The sequence below is a fragment of the Burkholderia lata genome (genome assembly GCF_902499025.1).
Classification (GTDB): domain Bacteria; phylum Pseudomonadota; class Gammaproteobacteria; order Burkholderiales; family Burkholderiaceae; genus Burkholderia; species Burkholderia lata_C.
In genome coordinates, this window is sequence record NZ_CABVPW010000005.1 from 1 (window position 1) to 12,432 (window position 12,432).

Genomic DNA, 12,432 nt, shown 5'->3' on the forward strand with positions numbered 1-12,432 from the left:
TGCCCCACCGCAAGCCGATCTTAACCGAGTGTGACGTGCCAGGGATCTAGAGAGGCGTGCTTTATAGACCGCTTACGATAGATTCGTGCTTTTTGCGGAGTGTCGAGGAGATCGGCGAGCGGCGAGAGCGCTGTGTGGACACCGCGGATCGTTCCGGGGGATAGCTTGCCGAAAACGGGGTCGTGCAGGACCGCCTGCAACGCTTGCAAAAGTTGCTTTGCACACGCGTCGTTGATCTTCGCTGCTTTGGTCGCTGCCGGCTCGGTGCTCGACGTGCCGCCGGTCAGGTGCTTTTTCGTGACCTTGTTCTTACCGGCTTCCTTCGCTTTCGACAGCCCGGATACGATGCGTTCAAGCGCCTTGTCGCCGCCGTGCGTGCGGATCTCTTCGATCGCGAGGGTGCCTGCGATCGAGCCGTTGCGGACGAGGTCGTGCAGTTCGGCGGGTGCCTTTTCAAGCAGTGCTGCATCACGGATCGACTGCTCGGAAATGTTTAGCTGGGCGCAGATCTCGTCCGCGTTCATTTTGTGAACGTCACGCAGTTCAGCAATCGAGGTGGCGAGATCGAGCGGCGACGATGGCTTTGAGCGATTGCTCAAGTAACCGTCGACGACCATCTTCGGTCGCTTCACTTCGCGAGAATCCAGCACGACAATCGGAATCTTTCCCAGATCCTTCCCGGCCTTAATCGCTGCGCCCGCTGAGAGGTAGCGGTGCTGGCCCTTGAAGACGTAGAAGTAGTCTTTCCCGTCCACCTTGCGCACATAGCAGTGCATCGGGGCGGCCTTGTCATATCCGTTCTGCATCATCAACGCGGTCAGCTCCTTGACCCACTCCGGATCTACCGGGCGAACGTTGTCGCGTGGGTCATAGCGGAGCGATTCGTAAGGCGTCATCCACAGGTCCGCCGATGTTGCGCCGGCAGCGGCTGCTGCAGCTTTCGTGTTCCCGGTTGGGATCGGCGCTGTAAGGTCGAGCTGTTGCGTGCGATCGTCCATTACGCAACCTCGCGCGTCGTCGCGGTGCGAGCCTTGCCGGGCTTCTTCGCCTTGTTGATCGCCTTCGATGCCTCGATAGCAGCTGCCCGCTTCGCGTCGCGGAGACGCTTGATTGCGTCGGCGCAGGTGCCTTCGTCCGGGATCGAGATCTGCTTGCGGGCAATCTCAGTGCCGTCGAGGATCAAATACTCCGTGTGTACGCTGTCCGGCAAGGGACGGCGACCAACAACGTATTTGCCGACGAGGATAGCGGTTGAGGGGCGTCGAGCGTTCGGGTCGTAACGGACGATCGTGCGCAGCGAGAGGGTGTCGCGACGTTCGACGTCGACGATGGGGAGGGTGCGGGCTTTGATTCGCGACATGGTGGGTCTCCATGACGCCGGGGGCGCATGCCCCGGCAGAGTCGGGGCGGATTAGACGGTGACGCGGTACGCGGTCGGCGGCACGACTGCCGGATCGTCTTGGAACACGTTCACCGCGACAAACAGGAGGCCGGCGACGACCGTCCAGCGGAAGATCGGCGATTTTTCAAAGTTGCTTTGGCGGGCCGGTTCGGAAGGCGTGATGCGGGGCGTGTGTTCGTCACGGAGCCATTCGTGGCGATCGGTGGACTGATGGTCGAACATTTTCATGGGCTTCTCCGAAGACTGCGCGAGCGGCAGCATTGGAGTCGAATGTTAGGCATTCCTTTGTCTATTTGCAATAGGAATTCCTAACTCTTTCGTCAATGTCGCGATTTCGGCGCGTATGCGCGCGAAGCGATCTCGGTGAATCTTCTTGAAAGGTGTTGTATTCTTTCGACCAAATACTGTATTTTTATACAGTAGTTAAGCCAGAATATTGCCTAGGGGAGGTTGTTGCGGGGCTATGTCAACAGGGGAATTGCGTTGCAAACCGGGCGATGTGGCGATCGTCAGCCGATGCCGGAACCGGTCGCGTATCGGCATCTTGGTACGAGTCATCGCCCCGCACGGCAGCGGAGACTTCGATTGGGATGTTGAGATTCTGGGCGGCCCGATCAGGGGACGCGGGATACGTTCCGGGCAGGTCGGAACGCACCGCAGAGCTGCTGTGTTTGACTGGAACCTTACCCCTCTTGCGGGTCAGGGGCATTCAGATCGAGAAGATCACCGGACTGCTGTCCGCGCAGATCTTCAAACACCTTGAGCGTATCCAGTAGCGCGACAAATGCCGTGGACGGCAATCCAACCTTGTCAGCTTTAGCAAGAGCATCAACTAGCGCTTGAGCATGCGCGCCTAGAGTTTCCTGTCTTTGTGGTGCAGGGGCATTGGCACGACGCACCATCTGCCCTTCGCCAGTGGCGAGCCACCAAGGATCAACGTTCAGGAATTCGGCCGCGAGCAGCAAGTTCGCGCCCTCCATCTTTTTGGTTTTCCCGCTTAACCAGTCGCTGACCGAGGGCGCTCGCACTCGGCACGCTCGCGCCAGATCTGCTGCCTTTTTCTCGGGCGGCAACTTCATTGCCTGTTCCAGGCGTTCGGCTAGTGTCGTCATTAGGAAAGCCTAACTGAATGGACATTAGGAATGCCTTGCTTTTTGTATAAGGAGCGCCTAACATGGCGGCATGAACACGCTCCTGAATCGAGATCCGTACGCGTGCGCCGTGATCGATGCATTTGGTGGTACGGCCGCAACCGCTCAACTTTGCGAAGTCCGTATGCCCTCCGTATCGGAATGGCGTCGAAACGGCATTCCGCGAGCGCGTCTCTTGTTCTTGAAGCTTGCGCGTCCTGACCTGTTTGCTTCTCTGGATTCACACGACAAGTCGTTGTGACACTCCGCCGTTGCGTGACCGCAGTGGTTACGCGGCTCATGAGCCGAATCTTAGTTGCGGCTACAAGTACGCAACAGGATGAAAGTTGCCGTCTACCAATCTCCCGCTATGACCTGCCGATACGACAGTACCGAATGGCTGGACGTCCTCTATACGTCCGTTCGCAACACGCCAGGCGGTGTCGCCGACGCCGCGAATCACCTCACGATACGGCGCGGTAAGAACATCACGCCGGAATCGCTTCGCTTGCGTCTGCGTGGTGTCGGCGACAGTCGCTTGTCGATGGAAATGTTCGAGCTGCTGATCGAGTGGATGCAGGAAAAGGCCGAGAGTGAGGTCTTTGCGCTCGACGCGGTGCACGCGTTGAACGCGCGCTTCGGGCTGGTCGCCGAACACGTCGATGACCACGCCGCTGACGACGTCGGCGAACCCGGCACGCTGCGCCTCGTTTCGACAGCGCTGCACCTGCAGGCGCATGTTGGTCTCGTCGCTGACGACGTGACGCGTGCGCTGGCTGATCAGCGAATCGACGACCAACACGCCGAGAAGATCATCGCGACCGGCCGCAAGGGCCAGCGCTTGTTCCAGCGTCTGATTCACGCTGCTCGCAATCTCGCCGCACGTCGCCGTCGCCGTCATGGAACGGTTTAAGTCCGGCATGGGGTGCTGCCGACCCGAGCGTGAACAGATCGGCCTCTGTTGTTCGCCTGAGCAGCAATTGGCGTGCGCTGTCACGACACTCGCATCCCGCTTCGAATGTGCCCCCGCTGAAGCGGGGCGCTTGCTATCCGAACTGATTGTCACGTTCCCCGATCGCCTCGCTCCGATTCTTGCAGAAGCGAGTGCAGTGGGGAACGTACGGTCGTTCGTCGACCGAGCTGCGCGCGCATGCGCCGCGCTCGCAACCAAGGCGGAACGTCACGCGTTCCGCGACCAGCTAACCGATCGTCTCTGCGCGCTGGACCTCGCGGCGTTCGACGATTCCATGTCGGCCGAGTGGCGTCGACTGCGCGGCAAATAACCGGAGACCGAAGTGAAGGTGAGTGCAACGAGTAGCGGGCTTAGACATGGCGCATCGCACATTCGCCGCAGGCCGAGCGGGCAGCACTGCTACGCAGCCGGGCGAGGTGTTTGGCGCAATTTTTCCCACCGGGCCGAGCGCGATCGACGGCTGCTCGAGCTGCTGAACGAAAGAGTGAAGCGCTAGGGGTGGTCGCGGTTGCTACTCAACGAATTGTGATCTGGCCGCACCACGCGGCCAAAGTGACTTTGAAAGAGGGAATTATTGTATGGCGACACTGGACCAGATCATTCGGCAATTGCGTGCGGCAGGGCATCCCGACCTACCCACCGGCCATCCGGTCGCGGACGGCAAACATCATCGGTACGGGCCGCGCAAGAAATACTGGTATCAGCTTCGCGAGATCGTCAGCAAGGGCACGGTAATCGGCTATGGCGGAACGTTCGGTCACTTCTCGGGCGACGATCCGGGCACCGAGCGATTCGAGTGGAGCGGTGCACCGATGAGCGAGGAAGTGCTCGCGGAGACGCGTCGCCGGCAGGAAGCTGCTGACCGTGAGCAGGCCGAGCGTGATGCACGTCAGGCGAAACTCGCCGCGAACCGTGCGCGGGACCAGTGGAACCGTGCGGCCGAACATGGCGAGTCCGCGTACCTGGGCCGCAAGCGCATCACGGCCGAAGGCGTGCGGTTCGACGCGGACGGCACGATCTTCGTGCCGATGTACCAATATGGCGAGGATACCCGTCTCGTCGGCCTGCAGAAGATCACGCCGGACGGGGCGAAGCGCTTCAACAAGGGCATGGAAAAGAAGGGCGCTTCGTACCTGCTCGGTGAGGTCGGCGCAGACGACCAGATCGTGCTGGTCGCCGAAGGCTACGCGACTGCGCGTTCGATCCGCATGGCGATCGACGACGCGTTCGCCGTCAATGTCTGCTTCGATGCGGGCGGCATCCTACCAGCCGTGCGCTATCTGCGCGCGACGTATCCGGATGTGCATGTGCTGGTCTGCGCCGACGACGACTGGAAGATCGAGCAGCGCGTGCGCGATTGGCTCGCCGACGAGTTCGCTTTCCGGGATGAACTGGTGTTTGGTGCCGACCCGGTGCGGATCGAGGCGAAGAACACGTGGTACATGGTCGCCGCGTCTCGACGTCGCGACGACAACGGCGTGCCGTACGTTGAGGTGAGCTACGGTAACGACGTGATGCCGCAGCGCCGTAAGCGCTTCGAGAATACCGGCCTGAAACGCGCGTACGAGGCGGCAGCGACGGTCGGCGACGTCAGCGTCGTCTATCCGGCATTCGCGAATCGCGGCGAGCGCAAGCTGACCGATTTCAACGACCTGCATGTCGAAGAGGGCTTCGAAGCTATCGAGGCGCAGCTGCAGGCGGCAATCTTGCGCGTCATCGCGCCAGCGAACGAAGGGATCCGGCCGGCAACGGTCGACGTGTCGACCGCGGACGTCACTCCGTCCAAACCTGTCGCGACGTCCGCTGCCGCGAAACGGCCGGAATGGGATGGCCGTGAGGCAGAGAACGGCGCACACACGTGGGAGCAGGATCTTGCGCGGTCGGACAAGGGCACGCTGCTGCCGACGCTCGGCAACGTGCACATGATCCTCTCGAATCACAAGGCATGGCAGGGCGTCATCGAGCAGGACGACTTCGGCGGACGGGTGATGAAGCGCAAAGCGCCACCGTTCATGCAAGGTGTGAAGGGCGAGTGGACCGACATGGACGACCAGCGCTGCGCGCTCTGGTTGTCGCAGCGATACGGCCTCTCGGTGCGTACCGATGTCGTGATGAACGCGGTTCTGCTGGTGGCGGATGCGACCCACTTCCACGACGTGCGCGAATACCTCGAGGGGCTGAAATGGGACGGCGTGTCGCGCGTGCGATCGATGCCGTCGACATACCTGCGTGTTGCCGACAGCGAGTATGTGCAGCTCGCGTTCATGAAGTGGATGATCGCGGCCGTCGCGCGCGTGATGGAGCCGGGCTGCAAGGTCGACAACGTCCTGATCCTCGAAGGCAAACAGGGGCATCGCAAATCGACGGCGCTGAAGGTGCTGGCCAGCGCTCCGTGGTTCACCGACACGCCGATCCAGATCGGCAACAAAGACACGTACGCGGTGCTGGCGGGCAAGTGGGTGATCGAGCTGGCCGAACTGGACTCGTTGAACAAGGCCGACTCGTCGGCGGTGAAGAGCTTCTTCGCGACGGCCGTCGACCGGTTCCGCAACTTCTACGGCAAGCGTGCGACCGACGTACCGCGTCAGTGCGTGTTTGCTGGCTCTGTCAACTTCGACACGTACCTGAAGGACGAGTCGGGCAACCGGCGCTACTGGCCGCTGCGTGTCGGCGGTCTGGTCGACATCGACGGCATCGTAGCCGTTCGTGAACAGCTCTGGGCGGAAGCCGTGCACCTGTATCGCACGGGTGTCGTGTGGCACGTCGAAGAGCATGAACGCCCGCTGTTCGAGATCGAGCAGGCGGAGCGCTACGAAGGCGACGTGTACGAGGACAAGATCGCCAAGGCCCTGGAATTCGTGTCACGTACCACGATGGAAGAAATCCTGGCGGACATCCTGAAGCTGGACACGTCGAAGTGGACGCTCGCAGAGCAGCGCCGCATCGGCAAGGCGTTGAAATCGCTCGGGTGGGTGCGCAAGCGCGAGTCGACCGGGTCGCGCGGTTGGTACTACGTCAAGGAAGAGCACGAGCCGGAAGCGGAACGCGAACTGGTCGCAGCGGGTGATGACGACAGTCCGCTGTGATCGCGTGGCGCGCTGTGCGTGCACGGTAAGCGCGCCACTTGCCCCGTCTTGGCGCGCTGCGGACGTCCCATGTCCCAATGTCCCAAGGCGCGGTCTCGGGCGCGTGTGCAGGGGCGCGACATGCGCGACGTGAGCGGCGCATGTCGCATGTCGCAGGCGCGCACCCCTGCAAGCTTTTCCCCTTGGGACATTGGGACATTAGGACGAGTAGGAGATAGCCATGATCGATTTGAAAGAGCGGGTGGGCGTTGCGATGAGCGTTCGTGGTCAGTTCACCGACCCGATTGCCGATCCTAAAGTTACTTTGGGCGCGCTCGCCTTTGCGAACGAACTCGGTAGCGCGCTCGCCCGAATCAAGGCTGGGCCGCTGCCGACGCCTGCGATGGTTCGACGTGCAACGTTGCTGTTGGCGCAGATGATCCGGACGTCGGGCCGATTCAAGCGTGCGCGATTCACGGGCCTGTCGCGCGACGAGAGTCGCGAACAACGTGCGGGGCATGTTGTTGAGAAATCGAAGGTCGACATCGTTGAGCGCTTCGCCCTGCGGTTGCTGGACGAGTGGGTGAACGACCAGTGTGTCGAGTGCGAAGGGCGCGGCGTCGTGCGTCGTGCGCGTCCCGTTACGACGTCCACGCATGCTTGTGATGTATGTGGGGGCAGCGGGAAGGTGTGCGTATCGGAGGAGCGTATCCCGTTCTTCGAAGGCCGTAACGGGCCGCTGGTCTTTCGGGAATACGAACCATGCGACGACTGCGGTGGGATGGGGCGGATCGCGGCGTCACCGGCTCCGGATGGGAAGGGCCGGCACATTTGCCCTGACTGTTCCGGTTCTGGCAAGCGACAGGTCGACGACGCTGGCCGGGCGCACGCGCTCGGAGTATCGCTCGACGAGTGTCGGAAGAACTGGTCCTGGCGCTTTCACGACATGCTCGCGCTGTTGGATACGGTAGATGGATCGGTATACGACACATTACGTCGGCAATTGCGAGGATGAAACGTATTCCATTTCAAGAGCGGATCGCGTAAACTTTGCACATCCTTTACCGCGTCACTGGATACGTGAGCGACCGCACACTCGTGTCGCAACAATCGCCCGACAGGCGTACTGAATCGCGGGAGCGCCGCGACCAATAACGATAACTGTCTGACGGGCTCTGTTGGGCGGGCGTTCGCCCTCAAGAAATGCAGCCAAGGCCCTGATGAAAAATCCTCAGGGCCTTTCCATTTTTGTTCCTTTGTAATTGTCGCGTGAACCTCGTTCTCCCGCGTCTTGTAGACGCAGGCCCGTGAAAATGGCTACTATCGACTATTACGGAATCGGCTACCGGGGGCGAAATGGCGGACGCAAAGTGTTACGAAATCTTGAACGAGTACGACGCAGCGGAAGGATCGTATCGAATTCTTGGGAAAAAGCTTACCGACCTGATGGCAGATCTGCTTGACGGTGATTCGATACGGGTACATTCGGTAACCTTTCGTAGAAAAGAACGGGACAGCCTGGAAAAGAAAATCGCAAGCAAGCCCAGTGGCAAGTACGCATGCCTTGCAGATATTACTGACATTTGTGGTTTGCGAATTGTCACCTACTTTGAGGACGACGTCGCGCGTGTGGAGGCGCTAGTTAGGCGGGAGTTTTCAATTGACGAGAAGAACTACGAAAATAAGTCTGCCCAGCTTGACGATAATGAGTTCGGGTACCGATCGGTTCATCACATAGTTTCGTTGGGTGACGCGCGGCGAAATCTTCCGGAAAATAAGAAGATCAAGAGTCTTAAGGCTGAAGTTCAAATACGTTCAATACTTCAACACGCATGGGCGGAAATTGAGCACGACCTCGGTTACAAATTCGACGCGGCAGTTCCTAAGCTTGTGCGTCGAAGGTTCTATAGGTTGGCTGGATTGTTTGAACTGGCGGATCAGGAGTTTATGACGATTCGGGACCAGTTGACGGAATATGCTGGTCAATTGCCTAGTGAGATTGTAGAAAAACCTGCAGAAGTGACTGTTGATATGCTGTCGCTTTCAGTGTTTGTCGAGCAGAGTGCCATTGTTGCTGATCTTGATCGAGAAATCGCCAATATTGGAAATTGGATGCTGGTCAGCATCAATGATGATATGGCTTCGCGAGATGCTGCTATGCTTCGTTTTCTCGGAATTATTACCATTGATCAGGTGGTCAGTGAATTGACGAAGTATAGGCAGTTAATTTTGGATTTTGCGCGAGCGTGGATTAATAGGTCGAAGACGTTCGAAGAGTTTCCTGACGACGATCCTGGCTATGACGAGGTCAAGAAAGGAATCGTTCTGATGTACCTTTCCTATGTTAAGGTTCTCTCGAGTGGAACCATTGCGATAGTTAAAACATACGTGAACGAGTTTTTTGATGGTGACGTCACTATGCCAGAGCGATTGATGGAGGTTTTTAAGTCCGTCGTTGATTCTCGTGGCGCGTGATTGACTTAAAAGGTTCCTGAAGCTCGGGACCACTGCGACCAGCAACGATAGCTGTTTGTCGGGATCTGTTAGCAGGGCGTTTGCCTTTACGAAATGAATATCGAAGCCCTGAGTGCGCAAGCCCTCAGGGCTTTTTGCATTGGAGTGTGCGATGTGTACAAACTCTGTAACTGGCAGGGTTGACCTGATTCTTGGCGAACGGGTGGTGGCGGCTGTCAATGAGGCGGTGCAAGACGATCCGAAGGCGTATGGCTTGGCGGATGGGGAAGAAGCGGATGCGCTCAGGGCTTTGTCGGCGAGCCTGAGCGCGGTGGACGAATCTGGCTGTCGGATCGCCATGTTGATCTACGCCGAGCGCAGCGTCCGTGAATCGCTTAGATCTTCCGCAGTGCTTCCGGGAGCAGGTCGCGTACCGACTGCTTGAACGTCTCGATGATCTCATCGGACGCTTGCGACGCGATGAGCTTCGATACGCGCAGCTCTGTCAGCGTATCGACAGAGGCGACAAATGTTGGATTGTTCGCGTTGGCTTCGGCGAGTGCGCGTACAACGGTGTAAAGCGCCATGTTGTCAGCAACGAGTTGTTGCTTGATCTGGGCCTCAGCTTCCATTGCTTCTGCGATTTTCTTGGTCGCGTCGCTCATGTGGATCTCCTGTGGTGGTTTGGACGCGCGATTCTACAGTGCCATCGGATCGATTTGACTCACGCTTCGGCCGTGTGTCGATGAAACCAATCCGCCAGGTGCCGTGGTTCCGTCGAAACGTTGACCGTGGCGGGGACCCTCAGGGGGCGCGCACACGCGGGGGCTCGCACCCGCGTTTTTTCTCTACTGGCGAGTTTCCATAGGGGGTCATATTCATGCCGACTCAGCAGCAGATTGCCGATCATCTCGACCTTGATCAGTCGGCCGTTTCAAGGTTCGTCGACAAGGTGCGGCTCGATTACCGTGTGACGTCGATCGACGAGATCCGCATCGCGTACATCCGGAATTTGCGCGAGGTTGCGGCCGGTCGCTCCAGCGGTACGGGCATCGATCTCGTTGCCGAACGGGCGAAGACCGAGATCGTCGACCGCGAGATCAAGCTGTTGACGCTGGCCGAGAAGAAGGGACAGCTCGTCAACGCGGCGCAGCTCGAACAGGCGTATGGCCTGATGGTCGGCGCATTTCAAACGGAACTGCTGTCGCTCTCCGACAAGCTGGTGCAGGAGCTGCACACGCTATACGGCGTCGAGGTGGACGTCGAATGGTTGAACGAGCATATATATGGATGCCTTGAGCAGCTTTCTGAATACGACCCAGACAGTCCACGCGGTGATTCGCCGGATCGCGAAGATGCTGCGTCCGCCGGAGCGGATTGGGACGACGGATTGGGCGCGCAAGCATCGTAGGTTGAGCGCGAAGGGATCAGCCAGCCCCGGCCGCTATAACCCGAGCATCACGCCGTGGGTGTTCGGCATGCATGAAGCGCTGGACGATCCGACTGTGCAGAAGGTCGTGTGCATGAAGTCGGCTCAGGTTGCGTGGACGGACGGCGTGCTGCTGAACTACATCGGCAAGCGGATCGATGTCGACCCGTGTCCGATGATCGTCATGTTCCCGAAAGAGAAGACGGCGAAGAAGTTCAACCTGGAGAAGTTCGAACCGATGGTCGAGGTGACGCCTCGCCTGTCGGCGAAATTGCCGGTTCACGCGGCACGTGACAAAAACAACTTGTGGGATCACAAGACGTTCGCGCGCGGCTTTTTGAAGTTCATCACGTCGAACGCGCCGGACGATGTGAAGTCGACGCCGGCCCCGGTCGTCGCGGTCGAGGAACCGGACGACGCGAACACGAACGTCCGCGAACAGGGTGACTCGATCACGCTGCTGGAGGAGCGGAACAAGAGCTATTCGGCTCGGCGACGCAAGATGATCTTGGGCGGGACGCCGACTGTTGATGGCCTGTCGCGCATCCAGCAGGGCTACGCGGCTTCGGATCAGCGCGTCTATCTGGTGCCTTGCCCTGATTGCGACGAGGAGCATGAGCTGGCGTGGGAAAACGTCACGTGGAGCGAGGGCGCCGAAGTCGCGCACGAGGTCTACGGCCGTGCACAACCGGAGACGGCCCGTTACACCTGCCCGCATTGCGGCTCTTTGTGGGACGACGCGACGCGCATTCGCGCGGTTCGTCGCGGGCGATGGGTTGCGACGGCACCGTTTCACGGCGTTGCCGGCTTCCGCATCAACGAGCTGGTGTCGCCGTTCCCCGGCTCGAACATGGCCGAGCTGGTCAAGAAGTGGCTGACGGCCGACAAGGCGCTGCGCGAGGGTGACGATACGAAGATGCGTTCGTTCGTGAACAACTCGCAGGGCCGACCGTACAAGTACAAGACCGATCTGCCCGAGCTGGACGTACTCGCGCAACGTGCGTTGCCATATGCGGAGCTGACGGTGCCGATCGGCGGCCTGCTGTTGACGCTTGGCGTCGACGTGCAGCACGACCGGCTCGCGATCGTAGTGCGCGCATGGGGGCGCGGCGAGGAAAGCTGGCTCGTTTTGTGGGGCGAGATCTTCGGCAATGTGACGGAGCAGCAGCAAGACCCGCTGACGGGCGGTGTATGGGGCGCGTTGACGACGCTGCTGTCGCACGCATACCGGCACGAGAACGGCTGGCTGCTGCGTGTACGTGCAATGTCGATCGACTCGTCGGACGGAGCGACGTCGGACGCCGTATACAAGTACGTGCGCGCGGCGCAGCAGGCTGGTTTCAACGTGATGGCCGTCAAGGGCAGTAGCAACGTCGACGCGGAGATCTTCAGCGTGCCGAAGGCGTCGATCGACTCGACACGCAACAACAGCAAGGCGGCGAAGTACGGGCTGCGGCCGTATATGGTCGGCGTGAGCCGTGCGAAGGATCTGATCCTCGAAAACCGGCTGAAGCTCGAAGGCGACGGGCCGGGGCGGATGCATTGGTATAGCGGCGTGCGCAGCGACTACCTGTCGCAGCTCACGGCGGAGGTCAAGGTGCCGGGGCCACGTGGTGGTAAGCGCGTGTGGAAGAAGATCAGTCCGCGCAACGAGGCGCTGGACTGCGAAGGGTACGCGCTGCACGCGGCCCGCAGCGTGAAGGTGCACCTGATGACCGAGGCGCACTGGCAGGTCGAGCAGCATCGTGCGTCGCAGGTTTCGCTGTTCGATGCGGTTCCGGTGCTGGAGGCCTTGCCGTCGGCCGTGCCTGCGGAGGTGCCGCCTGATCCGCCGGACGTGCCCGAGGTTATCGAGACTCCGCGGCCGTCGCCGCCTGTAGTAAAACCCGCTGAAACCCCGCCCCCGAGCGGGGTTTCGCGCTTTCAGGGCCGTCGTGTCGGTCGCTCGACGTACCTGAAGCGCCGCTAAACGAGGTAAT

Annotated in this window: 11 protein-coding genes and 1 pseudogene; 7 read left to right on the plus strand and 5 right to left on the minus strand. The window is 60.0% G+C overall.

From position 1 onward, the window contains the following. Window positions 1-101: 101 nt before the first annotated feature. The 4 genes and pseudogenes from BDI24065_RS06255 to BDI24065_RS06270 all read right to left on the minus strand — a co-directional run. Window positions 102-998, minus strand: a pseudogene (locus BDI24065_RS06255) (pyridoxal phosphate biosynthetic protein PdxJ); the annotation flags it as partial. Next, window positions 998-1,360: a beta-hexosaminidase gene (locus BDI24065_RS06260; protein ID WP_175030491.1), complete on the minus strand. Its 363-nt coding sequence runs from the start codon at window positions 1,358-1,360 to the stop codon at window positions 998-1,000. The gene BDI24065_RS06260 and the pseudogene BDI24065_RS06255, both read right to left, overlap by 1 nt. 51 nt (window positions 1,361-1,411) lie before the next feature. After that, entirely contained in the window at window positions 1,412-1,630 is a 219-nt protein-coding gene (locus BDI24065_RS06265; protein WP_175030492.1) for a hypothetical protein, read from the minus strand. 455 nt (window positions 1,631-2,085) lie between these two features. After that, window positions 2,086-2,514, minus strand: a complete 429-nt coding sequence (locus BDI24065_RS06270; RefSeq protein WP_175030493.1) for a transcriptional regulator — start codon at window positions 2,512-2,514, stop codon at window positions 2,086-2,088. 388 nt (window positions 2,515-2,902) lie between these two features. On the opposite strand from BDI24065_RS06270, the gene BDI24065_RS06275 reads away from it, so the two are divergent. From BDI24065_RS06275 to BDI24065_RS06295, 5 genes are all read left to right on the plus strand, one after another. Beyond that, window positions 2,903-3,445: a phage regulatory CII family protein gene (locus tag BDI24065_RS06275; RefSeq protein ID WP_175030687.1), complete on the plus strand. Its 543-nt coding sequence runs from the start codon at window positions 2,903-2,905 to the stop codon at window positions 3,443-3,445. Further along, window positions 3,432-3,815: a hypothetical protein gene (locus BDI24065_RS06280; RefSeq protein ID WP_175030494.1), complete on the plus strand. Its 384-nt coding sequence runs from the start codon at window positions 3,432-3,434 to the stop codon at window positions 3,813-3,815. Before BDI24065_RS06275 ends, BDI24065_RS06280 begins: the two co-directional genes overlap by 14 nt. 268 nt (window positions 3,816-4,083) lie before the next feature. Further along, window positions 4,084-6,591, plus strand: coding sequence for a VapE domain-containing protein (locus BDI24065_RS06285; RefSeq protein ID WP_175030495.1), 2,508 nt, complete (start codon window positions 4,084-4,086; stop codon window positions 6,589-6,591). Between the two features lie 220 nt (window positions 6,592-6,811). Further along, the gene (locus tag BDI24065_RS06290; RefSeq protein ID WP_175030496.1) at window positions 6,812-7,585 is read left to right on the plus strand and encodes a hypothetical protein; all 774 of its coding nucleotides are present in this window, start codon (window positions 6,812-6,814) and stop codon (window positions 7,583-7,585) included. A gap of 368 nt (window positions 7,586-7,953) precedes the next feature. Next, window positions 7,954-9,045, plus strand: coding sequence for a GTP pyrophosphokinase (locus BDI24065_RS06295; RefSeq protein ID WP_175030497.1), 1,092 nt, complete (start codon window positions 7,954-7,956; stop codon window positions 9,043-9,045). Between the two features lie 374 nt (window positions 9,046-9,419). On the opposite strand, the gene BDI24065_RS06300 is transcribed toward BDI24065_RS06295, so the two are convergent. Next, window positions 9,420-9,689, minus strand: a complete 270-nt coding sequence (locus BDI24065_RS06300) for a hypothetical protein (RefSeq protein ID WP_175030498.1) — start codon at window positions 9,687-9,689, stop codon at window positions 9,420-9,422. A gap of 215 nt (window positions 9,690-9,904) precedes the next feature. On the opposite strand from BDI24065_RS06300, the gene BDI24065_RS06305 reads away from it, so the two are divergent. Both BDI24065_RS06305 and BDI24065_RS06310 read left to right on the plus strand, forming a co-directional pair. After that, on the plus strand, window positions 9,905-10,435 hold the full coding sequence (locus tag BDI24065_RS06305; protein ID WP_175030499.1) for a MarR family transcriptional regulator: 531 nt from the start codon (window positions 9,905-9,907) through the stop codon (window positions 10,433-10,435). A gap of 1 nt (window position 10,436) precedes the next feature. Further along, the gene (locus tag BDI24065_RS06310) at window positions 10,437-12,422 is read left to right on the plus strand and encodes a phage terminase large subunit family protein (RefSeq protein WP_175030500.1); all 1,986 of its coding nucleotides are present in this window, start codon (window positions 10,437-10,439) and stop codon (window positions 12,420-12,422) included. The last annotated feature ends 10 nt before the right edge of the window (window positions 12,423-12,432 follow it).